This window comes from Arthrobacter sp. NPDC093139, assembly GCF_044754165.1.
In the GTDB taxonomy this organism is placed as follows: domain Bacteria; phylum Actinomycetota; class Actinomycetes; order Actinomycetales; family Micrococcaceae; genus Arthrobacter.
The window spans coordinates 80,806-99,484 of record NZ_JBIVOO010000013.1 but is presented as its reverse complement, the minus strand read 5'-3'; the positions used below and the strand labels follow the sequence as shown (position 1 = coordinate 99,484).

Annotated in this window: 16 protein-coding genes; 12 read left to right on the top strand and 4 right to left on the bottom strand. The window is 66.0% G+C overall.

From position 1 onward, the window contains the following. The first annotated feature begins 54 nt into the window (after positions 1–54). Complete coding sequence (locus tag ACIP90_RS17660) at positions 55–1,188, top strand: LOG family protein (protein ID WP_400580864.1); 1,134 nt, start codon at positions 55–57, stop codon at positions 1,186–1,188. Here ACIP90_RS17660 and ACIP90_RS17655 read toward each other — a convergent pair. Further along, positions 1,185–2,132: a matrixin family metalloprotease gene (locus tag ACIP90_RS17655; RefSeq protein ID WP_400580863.1), complete on the bottom strand. Its 948-nt coding sequence runs from the start codon at positions 2,130–2,132 to the stop codon at positions 1,185–1,187. The genes ACIP90_RS17660 and ACIP90_RS17655 overlap by 4 nt on opposite strands. Then, the gene (locus tag ACIP90_RS17650; protein ID WP_400580862.1) at positions 2,132–3,301 is read right to left on the bottom strand and encodes a VIT1/CCC1 transporter family protein; all 1,170 of its coding nucleotides are present in this window, start codon (positions 3,299–3,301) and stop codon (positions 2,132–2,134) included. The genes ACIP90_RS17655 and ACIP90_RS17650 overlap by 1 nt, the downstream gene beginning before the upstream one ends. Before the next feature lie 208 nt (positions 3,302–3,509). Here ACIP90_RS17650 and ACIP90_RS17645 point away from each other — a divergent pair, with 208 nt between their 5' ends. Continuing rightward, positions 3,510–3,740, top strand: a complete 231-nt coding sequence (locus ACIP90_RS17645; RefSeq protein WP_400580861.1) for a hypothetical protein — start codon at positions 3,510–3,512, stop codon at positions 3,738–3,740. A 127-nt stretch (positions 3,741–3,867) separates the two neighbouring features. Here ACIP90_RS17645 and ACIP90_RS17640 read toward each other — a convergent pair whose 3' ends face one another. Then, positions 3,868–5,391 (bottom strand): sodium:solute symporter, encoded by a 1,524-nt coding sequence (locus tag ACIP90_RS17640; protein ID WP_400580860.1) that lies wholly within the window; start codon positions 5,389–5,391, stop codon positions 3,868–3,870. A 274-nt stretch (positions 5,392–5,665) separates the two neighbouring features. Between ACIP90_RS17640 and ACIP90_RS17635 the strand changes: the two genes are divergently transcribed. The 9 genes from ACIP90_RS17635 to ACIP90_RS17595 all read left to right on the top strand — a co-directional run bounded on the left by ACIP90_RS17635 (position 5,666) and on the right by ACIP90_RS17595 (position 17,505). Then, entirely contained in the window at positions 5,666–6,241 is a 576-nt protein-coding gene (locus ACIP90_RS17635; RefSeq protein WP_400580859.1) for a helix-turn-helix domain-containing protein, read from the top strand. 160 nt (positions 6,242–6,401) lie between these two features. After that, complete coding sequence (gene speB, locus ACIP90_RS17630; RefSeq protein WP_400580858.1) at positions 6,402–7,469, top strand: agmatinase; 1,068 nt, start codon at positions 6,402–6,404, stop codon at positions 7,467–7,469. Next, positions 7,466–9,133 (top strand): thiamine pyrophosphate-binding protein, encoded by a 1,668-nt coding sequence (locus ACIP90_RS17625; RefSeq protein ID WP_400580857.1) that lies wholly within the window; start codon positions 7,466–7,468, stop codon positions 9,131–9,133. The genes speB and ACIP90_RS17625 overlap by 4 nt, the downstream gene beginning before the upstream one ends. A gap of 265 nt (positions 9,134–9,398) precedes the next feature. Next, positions 9,399–11,132: an ABC transporter ATP-binding protein gene (locus ACIP90_RS17620; RefSeq protein WP_400580856.1), complete on the top strand. Its 1,734-nt coding sequence runs from the start codon at positions 9,399–9,401 to the stop codon at positions 11,130–11,132. 131 nt (positions 11,133–11,263) lie between these two features. Continuing rightward, on the top strand, positions 11,264–13,195 hold the full coding sequence (locus ACIP90_RS17615) for an ABC transporter ATP-binding protein (protein WP_400580888.1): 1,932 nt from the start codon (positions 11,264–11,266) through the stop codon (positions 13,193–13,195). A 56-nt stretch (positions 13,196–13,251) separates the two neighbouring features. Beyond that, the gene (locus tag ACIP90_RS17610) at positions 13,252–13,677 is read left to right on the top strand and encodes an acyl-CoA thioesterase (protein WP_400580855.1); all 426 of its coding nucleotides are present in this window, start codon (positions 13,252–13,254) and stop codon (positions 13,675–13,677) included. Between the two features lie 48 nt (positions 13,678–13,725). Beyond that, positions 13,726–13,968, top strand: a complete 243-nt coding sequence (locus ACIP90_RS17605; protein ID WP_400580854.1) for a hypothetical protein — start codon at positions 13,726–13,728, stop codon at positions 13,966–13,968. A 53-nt stretch (positions 13,969–14,021) separates the two neighbouring features. Then, positions 14,022–16,253, top strand: a complete 2,232-nt coding sequence (locus ACIP90_RS17600; protein WP_400580853.1) for an McrB family protein — start codon at positions 14,022–14,024, stop codon at positions 16,251–16,253. After that, positions 16,240–17,505 (top strand): restriction endonuclease, encoded by a 1,266-nt coding sequence (locus ACIP90_RS17595; protein WP_400580852.1) that lies wholly within the window; start codon positions 16,240–16,242, stop codon positions 17,503–17,505. The genes ACIP90_RS17600 and ACIP90_RS17595 overlap by 14 nt, the downstream gene beginning before the upstream one ends. Here the strand turns inward: ACIP90_RS17595 and ACIP90_RS17590 are convergent. Beyond that, a complete protein-coding gene (locus ACIP90_RS17590) occupies positions 17,502–17,819 on the bottom strand; it encodes a hypothetical protein (RefSeq protein ID WP_400580851.1) in 318 nt (105 codons plus the stop codon). The genes ACIP90_RS17595 and ACIP90_RS17590 overlap by 4 nt on opposite strands. Positions 17,820–17,994: 175 nt before the next feature. On the opposite strand from ACIP90_RS17590, the gene ACIP90_RS17585 reads away from it, so the two are divergent. Then, positions 17,995–18,654 carry a TetR/AcrR family transcriptional regulator gene (locus ACIP90_RS17585; RefSeq protein WP_400580850.1) on the top strand — a complete coding sequence of 220 codons (660 nt, stop codon included), beginning with the start codon at positions 17,995–17,997 and terminating at the stop codon, positions 18,652–18,654. Positions 18,655–18,679: the final 25 nt, after the last annotated feature.

The window sequence follows — 18,679 nt, the reverse complement described above, 5'->3', positions numbered from 1 at the left end:
CCCCGCAGCCCGGCTGCGGGGCACTTCAGCGTTCGGGCTCGCTAGGCTGGCATCATGAATCCCTCCGGCAGCCTGAACCCGAGCCCGCGGACCCTCGAGGTCGAGAGCCTCTCCGGATTCGACCGGCTGGTGAGCGACGGGGCGAAGACCATGCACGGCTGGCACGCTCAGTCCCTGGACCTGCGCGGCCGGGCCGCTGCGCTGGCGGCCATGGACGCCGAAGGCGCGGTGTTCCTGGGCTGCACGTTCGACCCGGGGGTGGAAGAAGCGCTCCGCCGTCGCGGCGCCCTGATCTTTCCGAAGCTGACCGGAGTGCCGTTTGATGCCTACCGCTCGGAGCTCTACACGCCGCAGGAGCTCTACGCCGGAATTCAGGACACGCCGTATGAGGAAACACCGGACGCTCTGGTGTACCAGTGGAGCATCCGGCCCGGCCAGCGTCACCGCCTCGACGCCACGCTCGCTGCTGCCCTGCATGACCACGCCATCGGCGACGCCCTCGACGAGCTGGTCCGGTCAACCAGGGACGGGGGCAGCACGATCGTCGGGGTCATGGGCGGCCATGCGGCGCAGCGGGGAACCGCGGGCTTCGCCGACGCCGCTGCCCTGGGCAGGCTGCTGGCCCGCAGCGGGCGGATGGTGGCCACCGGCGGAGGGCCGGGGGCAATGGAGGCGGCCAACCTGGGCGCCTACCTCAGTGAAGCGCCCGATGAGGAGTTCCGGGCTGTCCTTGCTGAACTGGCATCCGTCCCCGGCTTCCGGCCCTCGGTGTCCTCGTGGGCACGCGCGGCGGCCGCCGTGGTCGAGCGTTATCCGGGCGGAACGGCATCGGTGGGCATCCCCACCTGGTTCTACGGCCACGAACCGCCCAACTATTTCGCCACCCGCATCGCCAAGTACTTCGCCAACGCCGTCCGCGAGGCAATTCTGCTGGAGCTGTGCAACGGCGGAATCGTGTTCCTGCCCGGCGCGGCGGGGACCGTCCAGGAGATCTTCCAGGACGCATGCGAGAACTACTACGGTGCGCCCGAAACCCTGACGCCCATGGTGCTCGTGGGCCGGGACCACTGGGAGCGCCGGTATCCCACGTGGCCCATGCTGCGGAGCCTCGCCGCCGGGCGGGCGATGGAGGAGCGGATCTTCCTGGTGGATGCCGTGGACGAAGCGCTCGCGGTCCTCGAGTCCTAGAGGTCCTTCCGGCACGGTGCCTGGCTCAGCGCCTGCAGGCCGTTGAGGTCCCCGGCGGCCAGACCGTCCGGCGTGCCGATTTCCGGGTACATCAATTGGACAGGGTCGTTCACGTGCTCAAGCCCCATGACGTGCGCGAGTTCATGCAGGATGACGGCGGTGGCATAAGCGGGCCCGTCCGGCCGGTTCAGTTCAACGCCGATCTGTGGCGCGTCCAGCTCCAGGCTTCCGGTGACGAAGCTCTTTGGGCCGTCGCCATAGCTGTAATGTGTGCTGCCCCCGGTGCCGATGATCTGGCCCTTGAGCTTGGGGGCTGCCTCCGGCGTGGTCCAACTGATCAACAGCGGTGCCCACCGTTCCCCGTAAGCCTCAGGCTGGTACGGGTCGCGCTCCGCGGAAGGCTGTTCGTCGGTGGAGCCGTCATTGATGAAGCGGATGCCCGTCGCGCGTGACACCGTCTTGATGGCCTCATGGACCAGCCCGGCCGCACCCGCCGGGGCAAGCTCATCGTTCACCACATAGTGCAGCGGCCGGCACGGTGAGAATCCCACGGGAGTGCCGTCGTCGTTCGTGGCCAAGAACGCGTACGAACTGCTCGCTACGGGCGGGGCCTGGGGCGTGCCGAGCGGCGCGTCCGCTTCCTCGACACCCGGCGGCGGGGCGTCCGCCGCGCGGCTGTCGGTTCCCCGTTCCCCCGGTTCCCCGGCGTGGCCGGCTTCGTGCGCCCCGCCGGTCTCTCCGGAATCGGCGGCGGGGTTCTCCTCCCCGGCTCCGAGACGGAACTCGAGCAGGCCCGCCAGGCGCGGATCGTTATAGGCGAGGCCTGCGGCCAGGAAGGCGCCACACCCGATGGCGGATATCAGGACAAGGTTCCGGATGAAGCTGCGGGCGGCCTGGCCCGACCCCGCGTGGCGCGCGTGCTTCCGGTGCCCGTTGTCCGGCACTAGGCGATCACCGCGCCGAAGACCATTCCCAGCAGGTAGGTGACGCCCGCGGCGCCCAGGCCGATAGCCAGCTGGCGCAGGCCACGGGTCAGCGGCGACGTTCCGGACAGCAGGCCAACGACGCCGCCGGTCGCCAGCAGTGCCATGCCGACCAGGACGGCGGCCGTCACGAGCGCACCAATGCCTGTCATGCCGAAAAGGAAGGGAACGATGGGCACGATCGCGCCGGAGGCAAAGAAGCAGAAGCTGGACAGCGCTGCGCCCCAGGCCGTGCCAACTGCCTCGTGCTCATCCTGGGGCTGGGGGAGCTCAGGCCGCAGCGAGAGGCTCGGATCACAGTCGCAGCTGAAGAGCCCCATCCGCTCGGCCACCCGGTGTTCGGCGGCCTCGCGGGACATGCCGCGGGCCAGGTACACCAGCAGGAGCTCGTTGTGTTCAATATCGAGCTGGGGCGCGGCCGCCAGTGTCACCTGCGTGGGACGGGTGGCGGCAAGGAGTTCACGCTGGGAGCGGACGGAGACAAATTCGCCGGCGCCCATGGAGAAGGCACCCGCCAACAGGCCCGCAATGCCACTCAGCAGCACCACCGAGCTGGCCACACCGGTTGCGGCCATGCCCATCACAAGTGCCAGATTGCTGACCAACCCGTCGTTGGCTCCGAAAACCGCAGCCCGGAAGGTCCCTGCCAGCCGGTTGCGTCCGCGGGTGGCAAGACCGCGCACCACTTCCTCATGGATCTGTTCATCCGCGGCCATGGCGGGTGTGGCCGACGGCTCGCGGGTGTAGGGGGAGCGTCCCTCGGCGCGCTGCGCCAGGGCAAGCACGAAAACGGATCCGAAGTGCCGGGCAAGGAAGCCCAGCAGCCGGCTGCGGGCGGAGGCGCGGCGGGGCTTGCCCGCATGCTCTCCGAGCAGCTTGAGCCAGTGCGCCTCATGGCGGCCTTCGGCCGCTGCCAAGGCGAGGAGGATGGCGCGTTCTTCGCCGGACCGGTTCTGGGCGAGGTCCCGGTAGACGGCGGCCTCGGCACGTTCGTCCGCCAGGTACTGGCGCCAGCGTTTGATGTCCGCTGCGTCCGGGGTGGCGCGGGCGGCGGCTGCACTGTGATGGTCAGATTTTGCGGGCTGAGACACGGGGACTCCTGGGCTGGATGAGACATGGTTCTGCCCCATTGCTTGCCCAGCTTACCCCGCAAATCCGCGGTTTTTCGGCCGGTATTCCTCAGCGTAAGTTTTAGGGATCCCGTAATTCTGCCGCCCCGGTGGGGCTCTCTGTGCTGCCTCCGGCCCGGCTCTTGACCCCCTGCATGGGTGGTGATCTGATGAAAACGTGCCTCGTTGACGGAGGGCACGGAAGTCCAATCACACGGAGGTCTGCAGTATGAACACCACCGGATCAATCCCCGAGCCTGTCCGCCGCACCATCGAATCTGATCCCGCCTACGACTTCGCCGAGGATGTACCGGTGGACGAGGACTGGGATGCCGAAGACGAGTTCCTTGATTCCGAGGAGAGGGTCGTTCCCACCGCGCCGGAAGCCGTTGACAGCGACGAACGCGTCGTCGCGCTGGACACCGACGAGTTCCGCGAGGACGAGGAATACGAGCCATAACCAGTCTGTCTTGACCCCCGACGTTAACGCCCGACGGCGGTGCGTTCCCCACCAGGGGAAGGCACCGCCGTCGGGCGTTTCGGTTGCTAAAGCAGCCCGGCTCAACCCCCGGGGCTGGGTCGCCTGGCTAGGGCGCCGTGACGGGAATCGGCACTTCCTCGGATTCCTGTCCAGCCACGCGCCGGTACCAGTTCCTCATCACCGACGGATCCGTGGGCTTGGTCAGCAGCGAGACCACCACGTAGACCACGGCCGAGGCCAGCAGACCGAAGTAGATCGGTTCGTTGGCGAAAATTCCGTCCAGCGGTGCCTTGGCGTTGATTTCCAGGACGATCATGGTGCCCAGGGTGATCACCGAACCGACGGCCATCGACGCCGCAGCGGCGACACCCGTGCCGCGCTTCCACACGAGGCCGCCGAGGATGGCGACGAGCAGGCCGCCCACCAGGATGTCGTACGCGATGGTCAGCGCCGCCACGACGTCCTTGGTGATGATGGCGATGAGGATGGCCACGATGCCGAGTCCCAGCACCCAGAGCCGGTTTGCCTTGACGTCGTGCTCGGGGTTGTCTGAGTCGTCGGTGTTGATCGTCTTGCCGAACCAGCTGGCCACGAACGGGAGGACGTCGGCGCGGGCCACGGTGGCGGCGGCGATCAGCGCGCCGGACGCCGTGGACATCATGGCGGCGACGGCGGCGGCGAGCACGAGGCCGCCGATGCCGATGGGCAGCAGGTTCTGAGCCACCTCCGCGTAAACGACGTCTTTGCCTTCGGCGGCGACGTCGATGTCGGGCAGGGCGACGCGGGCGCCGAGGCCGATCAGTGCGCCGGCCGCACCATAGAGGATGCAGTAGATGCCGGCCGTGGCACCGCCCCAGCGGGCGACCTTCGGCGTCTTCGCCGTGAACACACGCTGCCAGATGTCCTGGCCGATGAGCAGGCCCAAAGTGTAGACAACGAAGTAGGTGATGATGGTCTGCAGGCCGATGCCGTCGATCTGGAAGAAGCTGGCGTCAACGCGGCTGCGGATCCCGTCAAGGCCGCCGGCGGCGTTGAGGGTGAACGGCAGCATCAGGATAAAGATACCCACCGTCTTGATGACGAACTGGACCTGGTCGGCCAGGGTGATGGACCACATCCCGCCAATCGTGGAGTAGACCAGCACGATGCCGCCGCCCACGGCGATGGCCAGTGCCCGGTCCCAGTCAAAGAGCACCACGAAAATGGTGGCGTAGGCTCCGGTGGAGGTGGCGCAGAGCATCAGCGTGTACGCCAGCATGACGATGCCGGACGTCTGGGTGGCGTGGCTGCCGTAGCGGAGCGACAGCATCTGGGAGACGGTGTAGATCTTCAGCTTCTGGATGGTGCCGGCAAAGAGCAGGCTCAACGCCAGCACGCCGGCCCCGATGGCCACCACGAGCCACATGCCGGAGATGCCGAACTTGTAGCCGAGGCCGACGCCGCCCACGGTTGAGGCGCCTCCAAGGACGACGGCGGCCATGGTTCCGGTGTAGAGGAAAGGTCCGAGGCGGCGGCCTGCCACGAGGAAGTCGCTGTTGTTTCGGGTGCGGGACTTGCCCCACCAGCCGAAGGCCAGCATGGCGGCCAGATATGCCACCACGATGGCGATGTTGACGAAGTTTGCGTCCATGATGTTGGGGCTCCTTGGAGCTCTGGCAGCTACTACTGCAATCCGGGGGAGCGTATTGGGGATACGCGGATTGGGCTGCGCTGAAAGGAAGTACTGGGGATTAACGCTTGTTGCTTTGTAGGCAACAGTTGTTGCTAAATAGCGTAGGCTGTGATCGGAGTAACAGTCAAGACGCAATAGCATGTGACGTGCTGCCTGCGGCCTCAGATCGGCAGCGGGCCGCTAGTATGGCTCCAAAGATGGGGCCGAGCGGCCGGCCGTGAAAGGTTCGTGAATGAAGGCACTTCCAGTTGAGCCGAGCAATGTTCCGGTTGCTATCGGTTCAAGAATCCGTGCCGCCCGCCAGTCGCAGCGGCTCACGATTGAACAGGTGGCGGATGCCACCGGGCTGACCAAGGGCTTCCTCAGCCGCGTTGAGCGGGACCTGACTTCGCCGTCCGTCGCCTCGCTGGTCACCCTGTGCCAGGTGCTGTCCATCTCCATCGGTGATCTGTTCGCTGCCCCCGAGACCCACCTGACAAAGCGCGACGCCGGCCCCCGCATCTCCCTGGGTGGGGAGGGGATCGTCGAGCGGCTGCTGACCGCCCGGTCTGAGCGGCGCGTCCAGATCATCCAGGCCGTTATCGAACCCCGGGGGCGCGGCGAGTCCGAGCTCTATGCCGTGGATTGCGATGTCGACGTCCTGCATGTCATCAAAGGCACGATCAGGCTCATCCTCACCAATGAGGAGTATGAACTCTCCGACGGCGACACCGTCACGTTCCCGGGGCGCGAACCCCACACGTGGATGAACCCCACGGACCAGTCCGTTGAAGTGCTGTGGGTGCTCGTTCCGGCCGCCAGTCGGTAGGCATTCCCTTCTATCCGTGACCCTGATCCGGCGGGCCCGGCATTCCGGCGAGCCCATCCGCAACCTCGCTGCCGGTGTAAACATATGATGCGCATTAGACAACTTCGAGTGTATGATGGCTGTCACACCCACCTTTCATCCTCGAAGGAGAGGCGTTCCTTTGGAAGAGCTGCGCATCGAAGCCAACGGCAACCTTGGCCCCATCGATTCATCCCGAATCCCCCGCTACGCGGGAGCCGCCACCTACGCACGGCTGCCCCGCCTCGACCAGGTGGCCAAGGCGGACATCACCGTGGTCGGCGTCCCCTTCGACTCCGGTGTTTCCTACCGCCCCGGTGCCCGATTCGGCGCCAACCACGTCCGCGAGGCCAGCCGTCTGCTCCGCCCTTACAACCCCGCCTGGGATGTCAGCCCCTTTGAGAACTGCCAGGTGGCGGACGCCGGGGACATGGCCGTGAACCCGTTCAACATCAACGAGGCTATCGAGACGGTACAGCAGAACGCCCTGGACCTGACCGCGTCCGGCAGCAAGCTGCTGACCCTCGGCGGGGACCACACGATCGCGCTGCCGCTGCTGCGCGCTGCCGCGGAGCGAGCCGGCGGCCCAATTGCCATGCTCCACTTCGATGCGCACCTGGACACGTGGGACACGTACTTCGGGGCCGAGTACACCCATGGCACGCCCTTCCGCCGGGCTGTGGAGGAGGGCATCCTCGACACCGAGGCCATCAGCCACATCGGTACGCGCGGCCCGCTGTACGGGAAGAAGGATCTCGACGACGATCACCGCTTCGGGTTCGGCATCGTCACCTCGGCCGACGTTTACTACCAGGGCGTCCTCGAGACAGTGGCCAAGGTCCGGGACCGCATCGGTAACCGCCCGCTGTATATCTCGGTGGACATCGACGTCCTTGACCCCGCCCATGCTCCGGGAACGGGCACCCCGGAAGCCGGTGGCATCACCAGCCGGGAACTGCTTGAGATCATCCGCGGCTTCCGTGGCATGAACCTTGTGGGGGCTGACGTCGTCGAAGTTGCCCCTGCCTACGACCACGCCGAAATTACCGGCGTCGCCGCCAGCCACGTCGCCTATGAACTGGTTACCCTCATGGCCGACAACGCCGTCGAAGGGGACCGCTTCGGGGCCGACACCGGCTACGCCTCCCAGTCGCTGGGCCAGGAATCCCGGCGTCCCGCCGGTTTCGCCAATCCTGTGGCCTCGCGGTGACCGGCGTCCGCAACGGCGGGGATCTCGTCGTCGAAACCCTCGAGGCGCTGGGCGCGAAGACCGTCTTCGGCATTCCGGGCCAGCACGCGCTGGGCCTGTTCGACGCCATGGGCCGCGGGAACCTGCACTTCGTGTCGTCGCGCGTGGAGAACAACAGTGCCTTCGCCGCCGACGGCTATTCGCGGGCTACTGGCGAGGTGGGCGTGCTGTTCCTGTCCACCGGTCCGGGAGCCTTGATGTCCCTCGCGGGGCTGCAGGAGGCCTACGCCACGGGCGTGCCGATGGTGGTCATCGCCAGCCAGATCCCGCTGGAGGGGCTGGGGGCGCGCCGGAAGGGCATGCTGCACCAACTCGATGACCAGAAGGCCTCGGCCGCGAATGTCACTAAGAGCCAGCGCCTGATCCAGCATGCCTCCGGCATTCCTTCGGCCATTCAGGATGCCTGGACCGAAGCCATCTCCTCGCCGCAGGGCCCCGTCTGGCTCGAAATACCGCAGAATGTCCTGCTCGATCCCATCATGGTCCCCCCGGTGGAGGACGCGCTCGCCGAAGCCGCCGACAACCCGCCGCGCGTTGAGCTGGTCCGCGAAGCCGTTAAATGGCTGTCGGCTGCGGAGCGTCCGGCCATCATTGCCGGCGGCGGCACGCGCCGCGGCCGGGCCGAGAAGTCGCTCCTGTCCATCGCGGAGAAGCTGCGCGCCCCGGTGATCTGCACTCCCGGCGGAAACGGCGCGTTCCCCTGGAATCACGAGCTGTCGCTGCAGTCCTGGATCGAGGACCGCTACGTGACCGACGTCCTCGAGGATGCCGACGTGTTGATCGTGATCGGCTCATCGCTCGGTGAGGTCACGTCCAACTACTTCACGTTCGAACCGCGCGGCCGGATCATCCAGATCGACGCCGAACCCCGCGTGCTCGAATCGAACCGGCCCGGGTTGGGCATCCGCGCCGACGCCGGGCAAGCGCTCGCCGCCTTGGACGAGGCCCTGGTGGTTGAGCCCGCCGAAACCACCCGCAGCTGGCACGGGGTATCGCCGGAGGAGCTGGTGCGCGAGACCCTGGCCAAAGTCCGGGCGCGTCTCGAATCCCAGGACCTCCGCAAGGAACTGGCGTTCATGGCCGATATCCGCGATGCCGTTCCCGCGGACATGCAGACCTTCTGGGACATGACCATTTCCGCCTACTGGGGCTGGAGCTGCTGGGACTCCCGCGAAGGCCAGTTCCATTCCGCCCAGGGCGCCGGCGGACTGGGCTACGGCTTCCCTGCGGCCATCGGGGGAGCGGTGGGGCTGGAAACCGTCGGCAGGTCAGGTGCCTCCGCGCGTGTCCTGGCGGTGTCGGGCGACGGCTCCGCCATGTACTCGATCTCGGAACTGGCCACCGCCAGGCAGCACAACGTACCGGTCACCTGGCTGATCGTGGACGACGGCGGGTACGGCATCCTGCGCGAATACATGGTGGGCGCGTTCGGCAAAGCCACGGCCACCGAGCTCGCGCGGCCGGACTTCGTGAAGCTCGCCGAGGCCTTCGGTGTGCCGGCCACGCGGGTGGCCCCGGAAAATGTGGGGGACGCGCTGAAGGCGGGGTTCGCCGCGGACGGCCCGAACGTCGTCGTCGTCGAAACCCTGCTCAAGATGTTCGCCCCCACCCACCTGGACGCCTAACCGCCGCACGCCACCCTCCTCCAACCGCTACACCACAGCGCGAACTGGCAGCTAATGCCCCCACATCACGATTTTGAGGGGAATAGCTGCCAGTTCGCGCTTGGCTTGTGGCCGTTTGGCGGGCGTACTCCCCAGGGATGATCTTCGCCGGCGATGTTTCGCTTGGGCAACGGATTTCGTACAGTTGGAAGGCTAATGCTGTCAGCCCCGGCTGCTACAACTTCTCCCAACCCAATTCGCGCTCTCTCCCTAAGGACCCGTGGGCATGCTTGTCACCCTCATCCGGCGCTATGCCAAGCCGTACATGCCGTACATATTGGCCGTCATCGCCTTTCAACTGGCGTCCACCATCGCCGCCCTGTACCTGCCCAGCCTCAACGCGCAGATCATCGACGAAGGTGTATCCCGCGGCGACACCGACTTTATCTGGCGCACCGGCGGCGTGATGCTTTTGGTGGCCTTCCTCCAGGTGGGCACCGCCATCGCCGGCGTGTACTTCGGGTCCAAGACGGCGATGGCGATGGGACGCGACCTGCGCCGCGGCGTCTTTCGGAAAGTAACGAGCTTCTCCGCCAAGGACGTGAACACCTTCGGCGCACCCACCCTGATAACCCGCGGCACCAACGACGTCCAGCAGGTGCAGATGCTGGTCCTGATGGGTCTGAACTTCATGGTCTCCACGCCCATCATGTGCATCGGCGGCATCGTCATGGCTCTGCGGGAGGACATCGACCTGTCCTGGCTGGTCTGGGTCTCGGTGCCGGTCCTGATTGTAGTGGTGGGCTACCTTGTTGTGCGTCTCATTCCGCTCTTCCGGTCCATGCAGAAGAAGATCGACCGGATTAACCAGGTGCTGCGCGAACAGATCATCGGCATCCGGGTGGTCCGCGCCTTCGTCCGCGAGCCGTACGAGACTGAGCGCTTCGGGGAGGCCAACAAGGAACTGACGGACGTTTCCCTGAAAATCGGCGCGCTCTTCGTGCTCATGTTCCCGGCCATCGGCATGATCCTGCACCTGTCCACGGCCGCCGTGCTCTGGTTCGGCGGGCAGCGGGTGGACTCCGGCGACATGCAGGTGGGCGCCTTGACCGCCTTCCTGCAGTACCTGCTCCAGATTCTCATTGCCGTGATGATGGGCACGTTCATGGCGATGATGATTCCGCGTGCGTCGGTCTGCGCCGACCGCATCGGCGAGGTGCTCGACGTCGAGCCCTCCATCCATGATCCAGAGCAGCCGCAGATCCCGGCAAAGCTGGAGGGCGTGGTGGAATACCGCAACGTCACCTTCGCCTACCCCGGCGCGGAAGCCCCCGTCCTGAGCAACATCAGCTTCACGGCCCGCCCGGGGGAAACGGTGGCGATCATCGGCTCCACCGGCGCCGGAAAGACCTCACTCCTGTCGCTGCTGCCCCGCCTCTATGACGTGGCCGACGGCGAGGTGCTGCTTGACGGCGTCTCCGTGAGCAGGCTGGACCGCGCCGAGATCACCAGGCGCGTGGCCCTCGTGCCGCAGCGCCCCTACCTGTTCTCCGGAACGATCGAGCACAACCTGCGCTTCGGCAAACCCGAGGCAACTGATGAAGAACTGTGGGAAGCGCTGCATGTGGCACAGGGCGACGGATTCGTGAAAGAGAAGAAGAACGGGCTGGCGTCCCGGATCGCCCAGGGCGGTACCAACGTCTCCGGCGGACAGCGTCAGCGCCTGTGCATTGCCCGGGCCCTGGTGACGAAGCCCAAGGTCTACCTCTTTGACGACTCGTTCTCGGCCCTGGACGTCGCCACCGATGCAAGGCTGCGCGCCGCCCTCAAGCACACCACGGCGGACGCCACCGTGATCATCGTGGCGCAGCGGATCTCCACCATTACGGAGGCGGACCAGATCCTGGTGCTGGACAACGGCCGGATCGTGGACCGCGGCACGCACGATGAACTGCTCGAGACGTCGCCCACCTACCAGGAAATCGTTGAGTCCCAGCTGAGCGTGGAGGAAGTGGCATGAACGCCGACAACAGGTCCCTGCGCGGGGATACCGAGGAAGGCGTCCGTTTGAACGCAGCCGCGGAAGCCCCGGAGCTCGAGGACGACGACTTCATCGAGGAGGAGTACAAACCCACGGAGGCAGACGGCGGCATGTTCGGCGCGATGCCGGCCAAGAAGCCAGAGCACTTCTGGCCCTCCGCCAAGCGGCTCCTCGGCCTGCTCAAGCCGGAGGCCGTCGGCATCTACATCGTGGTGGCCATGGTCATCGTGTCCGTGGTGCTCAACGTCATTGCCCCCAAGGTGCTCGGGCAGGCCATGGACGTCATCTTCGGCGGCGTCGTAGGCAAGCAGCTCCCGGCCGGAGTCAGCAAGGAGCAGTTCGTCGACGGCCTGCGGGCGCAGGGCCAGGACAACTTCGCGGACATGATCTCCCGGATGGAACTGGTTCCCGGCACCGGCATCGACTTCCAGAAGCTGACGGTCCTGATCTCCGCGGTACTCCTTATGTACTTCGTGGCGAACATCTTCCTGTGGCTGCAGGGTTACGTGCTGAACCGGATCGTCATGAAGGTGATCCGCCAGCTCCGCGACGACACCGAGAAGAAGCTCAACCGGCTGCCGCTGAACTACTTTGATACGCGCCAGCGCGGCGACGTCCTCTCCCGCGTGACGAACGACGTCGACAACGTCCAGCAGGCGCTGCAGCAGGCGTTCGCGCAGCTGATCAGCTCCGTCCTGACGGTCCTGGGCATCGTGATCATGATGTTCATCGTCTCGTGGCAGCTGGCCCTGATTGCGCTGATTGCCCTCCCGCTGTCCGGCGTGGCGGCGGGCGTGATCGGCTCCCGCAGCCAGAAACTGTTCGCCGCGCAGTGGAAGAACACCGGCCAGCTGAACGGCCAGATCGAGGAGTCCTTCTCCGGCCACGACCTGGTGCGGGTCTTCGGCCGCGACGCGGACATGCTGGAACGGTTCGAGGAGCGCAACGACGCCCTGTACAAGGCCAGCTTCGGCGCGCAGTTCGTCTCAGGCATCATCTTCCCGGTCATGCAGTTCGTGTCCTACCTCAGCTACGTCGGCATCGCCGTGGTGGGCGGGCTGCGCGTGGCGTCCGGCAGCATGAGTCTGGGCGACGCCACGGCATTCATCCAGTACTCACGCGAGTTCACCCAGCCGCTGGGCCAGATGGCGGGCATGGCCAACATGCTGCAGTCCGGCGTGGCCTCTGCCGAGCGTGTGTTCGAGTTCCTGGACGCGGACGAGCAGGACGCCGAAACCGCCACGAAGCACCTGCCGGCCAAGACCGACGGCCACGTGGAATTCCGCGACGTCACCTTCAGCTACACGGAGGACAAGCCGCTCATCGAGAACCTGTCGTTCACCGCGGAGCCCGGGCACACCGTGGCGATCGTCGGCCCCACCGGCGCCGGCAAGACCACCCTGGTGAACCTCGTCATGCGTTTCTACGAGCTCAACTCGGGTGCCATCACGCTGGACGGGGTGGACGTGACGCAGCTCAGCCGGGCCGAGCTCCGCTCCAAGGTGGGCATGGTGCTGCAGGACGCCTGGCTCTTCGGCGGCTCCATCTACGACAACATCAGGTACGGCAAGCTGGACGCCAACGAGGAAGAAATCATGGCGGCGGCCAAGGCCACGTTCGTGGACCGTTTCGTGCGGGCGCTGCCTGATGGCTACGACACGGTTATCGACGAGGAGGGCAACAACGTCAGCGCCGGCGAAAAGCAGCTGATCACCATCGCCCGGGCCTTCGTGGCCAACCCGTCGCTGCTGATTCTGGACGAAGCCACGAGCTCCGTGGATACCCGCACCGAGCTCCTCGTCCAGAAGGCCATGGCGGCGCTGCGCACTGACCGGACCAGTTTTGTCATCGCCCACCGACTCTCCACCATCCGCGACGCCGACACCATCCTGGTGATGGAGAACGGCAAGATTGTGGAACAGGGCGACCACCAGGCCCTTCTCGAGGCAGAGGGTGCCTACTACCGTCTGTACAGGTCCCAGTTTGCCGGCGCTGACGTGGAGGAAACCCCCGTCGACGATTCGACGGCGGTGCACAGCTGAGCGGGCGGAACCCCGCAGGCCGCCCGGACCCCCGGCGCATCGAGGTGCTCGTGCCGATGCGCTGGGGCGACATGGACGCCTACGGGCACATCAACAATGTGCAGATTGTCCGCATGCTGGAGGAAGCGCGCATTGCCGCGTTCGGGCCGCCGCGCGGCGCAGGGCTGCCCGGAGTGGAACCGCACGTCGCGCTCTTCAATGACATCGCCGAGGGCGTCATGGCCCTGGTGGTGGATCACCGCGTGCGGTACGTGAAGACCCTGGAGTACCGGAATGTCCCGGCGGTCGTGCAGGTATGGGTCGGCGCTGTGAAGGGCGCCAGCTTCGACATCCATTACCTTGTGCAGGATCCGGTTACTCGCGAGGATTGTGTGAAGGCGTCGAGCCACCTCGCCTTCGTCGACGAAGCCACAGGACGGGTGCTGAGGCTGACCCCGGAACAGAAAGAGCGACTGGAGCCCTTCACCGATCACAAGCCCTGACCGGCCCACCGTCATCAGCGGGCCTGTTACAAACCACAAGGAGCCGCAGTGAAAAAGAAGAAGAAATCCTGGAAGGACATGCCCCCGGCAGCACGCTTTGGAACGGTGATCGTGGGCGCGGCGCAGCTGGCTTACCTCGTGGCCGCCCAGCGCGACATTTCCCGCCGTCCGGCAGAGCAGATCCGCGGCTCCAAGAAGTTCTGGCGGCTGGTCACGCTGGTCAATTTTGTCGGTCCAAGCAGCTACTTTGCCTTCGGCCGGAAGCGTCTGCCGCCGCCTACCGGGAAGTAGCTTCTCCGGGGCCGTGGTGCTGGCGTTCAGGTTAAGCCTGTAAATTTGAACGCATGACCCCCGCCCCAAAGCCTGCCCTGCACCGTGCCCTCGGAGTTTCCAAGGAGATCGAAGAGGCGGCCTGGTTCGTGCTCGGTGCGGGGCTTCAGGGGAAGCCATCGGCGCTGGACGGGCGCACCCAGACCTGGACCTCAGAAGCGGCCGGGGAGCTGCTGGAGCGGCTGGACCGTGGAGTGGCCGACGCCAAGGCCCCCATGATGACCAACCTGCGGACCAACCTCGCGGACGCCTCCCGTCCGGCGAAGCAGCTCGCCGTTGAGCTGCTCTTCCTGCAGTCGCTGCCGCTGGCCCATGAGGTGAAGTCGCTCAAGGTCAAGCGGGCACGCGTGACCGAGGCGGCGTCTTGGATTGAACCGCCACTTGAGCTTCCCGAGGCTCTGTACAAGGGCATGACCGATCATGGCGTCATCCGGGACCGCACGGCCGAATTCAACTGGACCATCTGGGACCATCTCAAATGGCTCTGCCGGTTCGTGCGCCATGTTGACCAGCAGTCCACGGCCTCCATCAACAAGGCGCTCAAGGACCCGCTGGCGTTCCATCTGCTCGCCGCGGGCACGCCGGACGACCAGCCGGCGATCCGGCGCAGCATCGAGTACCTCGCCTGGCCCAGCTTCTTCGAACCGGTCGTGGCCGACGTCGAGCGCCGGGAAATCCGCGATGCCTTCGCCTCCCTGGTGGGCGGGGCCAAGGGCGACACCGACGAAGAAATCACCGCTGACATCCGGCGCATCCGCCTGCACCTCGATGAGCAGGCAGGACAGCGCATCGACTGGTACTCCCGCCACCTCGTGAGCCAGTGGCGCAAGGTGGGGGACCCGGGACGCCGGGCCTGGCTGCTGCGCACCCATCACGACAATGCCGAGCTGCTCGCCGCCTGGCAGGAGGAAGAGAAGGTTACGCTCGACGTCGAACATCTCCGCCTGCTGGACGCCGGCGTGACCGCCGGGCTGGTCCAGCATGCGGTGGACGAGGATTACAAGCACCTCGGCTACGTGGAGCGGGAAGACACGAAGACGGCGGTTTTCGCCTTCCTGACCGTCATGAAGCCGGGGGACCTGGCCCTGTGCCACAACTCGGGGTCGGTGCGGATCGGCGTCGTCCTGGGGGAGCCCGACCACAACGGCGACAACCGCCGGATGCGCCGGAAGGTCCGCTGGTTTGACGATGCCCACGCGATGACCGAACTGCCGCGCCACGTGCAGCGCCAGCTCGCCACCCCGGGGATCATCGTCGACGTTACACGCGTGGTGCAGGCGCTGCAGGCGCTTTTGCCCGCTGAAGCAGAGGCAGAGCCCGACGGCGGTGCGGAACCTGCCGCCGTCGCCGGTCCCGCTCAGGAGGGGTTCCGCCGGCTGACGCCCGACTTCGCGGACTCGCTGCACATGGATCTGGAACCGCTGCAGGAGATTGCCGACCTGCTGGAGGAGAACCGGCAGCTGGTGCTGTACGGCCCGCCGGGTACCGGCAAGACATACCTCGCCAAGCACCTCGCGGCCGAGCTCGCGCAGGACAGCACGGACGAGCGGGTGAAGCTGGTGCAGTTCCACCCCTCGTACGCCTATGAGGACTTCTTCGAGGGCTACCGGCCGGATAAGACGGACGAGGGCCAGGTGTCCTTCAAACTCGTGGCCGGTCCACTCCGCCGGCTCGCCGAAGAGGCCGCCAAGCCGGGCAACGAGTCAAAGCCGTATTTCCTGATCATTGACGAGATGAACCGCGCCAACCTGGCCAAGGTTTTCGGCGAACTGTACTTCCTGCTGGAGTACCGCGACGACCGCATCTATCTGCAGTACAGCCCCAACGAGCCGTTCACGCTCCCGGACAACCTCTACATCATCGGCACGATGAACACCGCAGACCGATCCATCGCCATGATGGATGCCGCCATCCGCCGCCGCTTTGCTTTCATCGAACTGCACCCGAAAACCGAACCGGTGAAGGGGTCCCTGCTGCGCTTCCTCGAGGCGCGGCAGCTGGACACCACGCCCGCATTGCTGCTCGATGCACTCAATGACTCCATCGACGAGTGGGACCGCGACCTGATGATCGGCCCGTCCTACTTCATGAAGAAGGCCGCGCAAAGTCCCGCGGGGCTGCGCCGGATCTGGAAGTACGAGCTTATGCCGCTGCTCGAGGAGCACTATCACGGGCAACTGACCCGGGCGCAGCTGGAGGAACGCTTCGGGCTGGAACAGCTGATGGGACGCCTTGCGGCTCGCTAGCGTGGCCGCCGGGCCCGCGCGCGTTGGCGCCTCGCCGCGCTTTCGTCACGTCGTGCTGGACGAGCTGTCCCGCGGAGTCGTGGAGAAACTGGATCCGGGCAGCGCTGCGTTCATCAACTCCAGCGGGCTCGCGAAGGCCTCACCCATGGGGATGGGGATGTACCGGATCGAACCGGTGGGCAAGGTGGGCTCCGTGCGGACATCCCATGTGCAGCTCGACGTCCGGCCGAAGGACCGGCTGGGGCTGAACCGGCTGCTGTTCCTGCTGAGCTATGCAGGCGACCAGGGGTTCCGCGACGATCCTGTTGCCGCCACCGAGGACACCGAGCTGTGGAGCGCGCTGGCGGCGTCCCTCGCGCAGCTCGCCGAACGGGCCCTGCAGCGCGGCGTGCTTCAGGGCTACCTCACCGTTGACGAGTCGCTGCGGACGGTCAAGGGCCGGATCCGGATCTCCGACCAGATATCGCGGCGGCCCGGGATGCTGGTTCCGCTCGAGGTGTCCTACGACGAGTTCACTGAAGACATCGCTGAGAACCGGATCCTGCGTGCCGCCCTTGAGCGTATGTCCCGCGTGCCCGGCGTCCGGCCCGAAGTGCTGAGCCGGCTGCGCCAGCTCAAGGGAAAGCTCGACGCCGCCACCCGGCTGCAGTCCGGCGCCCCCCTGCCGCCGTGGCGGGCCAGCCGGATGAATGTCCGGTATCACGCCGCGCTCCGGCTGTCCGAGGTAATCCTGCGCAACGCCTCGGCCGAGGCGGGTGAGGGATCACAGCAGACTGCCTCATTCGTGGTGGACATGGACCGGGTCTTCGAGGACTTCGTGGGCAAGGCCCTCCGCCACGCCATGAAGGGCTTTCCCGGTGAAATGCGGCTGCAGTTCAACGCCATGCTTAACGAAGCTGTCCGGGACTCGGACCGGCTGACAGTGCGGCCCGACGCCGTGCACCTGCTCGGGGGACGACCGGTGGTGGTCTACGACGCCAAATACAGGGCACGCACGGATCGCGGGGCGTCGCTGACGGGGGACCATTTCCAGATGCTGGCCTACTGCACCGCACTGCAGGTGCCCACGGCCTGGCTGGTCTATGCCGGAGCCGGCGAAGTGAAGCTGAGGCGCATCCTCAACACGGACATCGACATCGTGGAGTTTCCGCTGGACCTTTCGCAGCCACCGGCGGACATTCTGGCCGCCGTCTCGGATCTGGCCGGGCAGTCCTGGGGAGAAGTGGTGCGTCAGGCCAGGTCCGGCCGCTAAGAGCGCGCCCGGACCGTTTCTTTTTCCCTGTCCTCGTCTGCAGCGGGATCCTCCAGGTCGCCGTACAGGGAGCGCAGGTGAGCGAGCAGGGCCTTCTCCGGGCAGCCGCGATGTTGGGCAAGAAGATCCCTCAGCCGGGTTCTGATCTCAGCACCTTCCGGGTGCGGATCATCGAGAATCGAGGAGATGATCGCCATAACCTGCCGCCGCATCGGCCCCAGCTCCGGGTCCTTCGTTGGCTGGTTGACTTCCGGCCAGGCGAGGAGCCGTTCGGAGTAGGCACGGGGTCCTGTCGGCATCAGTTTCTGCGACATGTCACTCTCCGGTTCCCTCGGGTTCAGACAGCAAGTGGACCGATGCTTTGGGCCCTTGATGTCTCCAGTCTGCGAACGCCGGGGGTCGGTCCGCCACCCCAGCGAATTGAACATTGTAGAAACTCTAGCGCAAGACAGACAGGTCTGTCTTGTATCGGGGTTACGATATTAACAAATGGAAGATTCATCCAGATCTGCTCTGCCGAGCGCCGGGGTCTTTCCTTCCGGCGGGTTGCAATCTGGCCCGCAGACTGAAGCCTTGCCCGGCGGCGCGGCGGCTGCGGGGATCCGGGAACGTATCGTGAATGCCGCCTACGATCTCTTCACCCGCCGCGGCGTGCGGGACGTCGGCATCAACGAACTCATCAGCCGTTCGGGCGTTGCGAAAGCCACCTTCTACCGCCACTTCGCCTCCAAGGACCAGGTGGTGCTCGCCTTCCTCGAAGAGCGGGACCGCGTGTGGACCGTCAATGCGATCGTGGGGGAGGCGCGACGCCGGGCAGACACCCCGGAAGAGCAGCTGTTGGCCATCTTCGACGTGTTCGCCGATTGGTTCCACCGCACAGATTTCGAGGCCTGCTCCTTCATCAACGTGCTTCTCGAGATGGGCTCCTCGCATCCCTTGGGCCGTGCCAGCATCGACTACCTCGCCAAGATCCGCGGTCATGTGAAGCAACTCGCGGACGAGGCCGGCCTGCAGCGCACCGAAGATTTCTCCAGGTCATGGCACATCCTGATGAAGGGGTCCATCATTTCCGCTGCCGAAGGTGATGTGGAGGCGGCCAGGCGCGCCCGCCAGCTCGCCGGCTGGCTCATCGAGCACCACCGCACCTGAGCCGAGTTAGCGTTCCTGCCAGGCG

Bases quoted from the DNA above. Each gene is read 5' to 3' on its own strand.
- ACIP90_RS17650 (WP_400580862.1), bottom strand. From the start codon at position 3,301: ATGGGGCAGAACCATGTCTCATCCAGCCCAGGAGTCCCCGTGTCTCAG.
- ACIP90_RS17600 (WP_400580853.1), top strand. From the start codon at position 14,022: ATGACCCCCGCCCCAAAGCCTGCCCTGCACCGTGCCCTCGGAGTTTCC.
- ACIP90_RS17635 (WP_400580859.1), top strand. From the start codon at position 5,666: ATGAAGGCACTTCCAGTTGAGCCGAGCAATGTTCCGGTTGCTATCGGT.
- ACIP90_RS17585 (WP_400580850.1), top strand. From the start codon at position 17,995: ATGGAAGATTCATCCAGATCTGCTCTGCCGAGCGCCGGGGTCTTTCCT.
- ACIP90_RS17610 (WP_400580855.1), top strand. From the start codon at position 13,252: ATGCGCTGGGGCGACATGGACGCCTACGGGCACATCAACAATGTGCAG.
- ACIP90_RS17615 (WP_400580888.1), top strand. From the start codon at position 11,264: ATGTTCGGCGCGATGCCGGCCAAGAAGCCAGAGCACTTCTGGCCCTCC.
- ACIP90_RS17640 (WP_400580860.1), bottom strand. From the start codon at position 5,391: ATGGACGCAAACTTCGTCAACATCGCCATCGTGGTGGCATATCTGGCC.
- ACIP90_RS17645 (WP_400580861.1), top strand. From the start codon at position 3,510: ATGAACACCACCGGATCAATCCCCGAGCCTGTCCGCCGCACCATCGAA.
- ACIP90_RS17660 (WP_400580864.1), top strand. From the start codon at position 55: ATGAATCCCTCCGGCAGCCTGAACCCGAGCCCGCGGACCCTCGAGGTC.
- ACIP90_RS17620 (WP_400580856.1), top strand. From the start codon at position 9,399: ATGCTTGTCACCCTCATCCGGCGCTATGCCAAGCCGTACATGCCGTAC.
- ACIP90_RS17590 (WP_400580851.1), bottom strand. From the start codon at position 17,819: ATGTCGCAGAAACTGATGCCGACAGGACCCCGTGCCTACTCCGAACGG.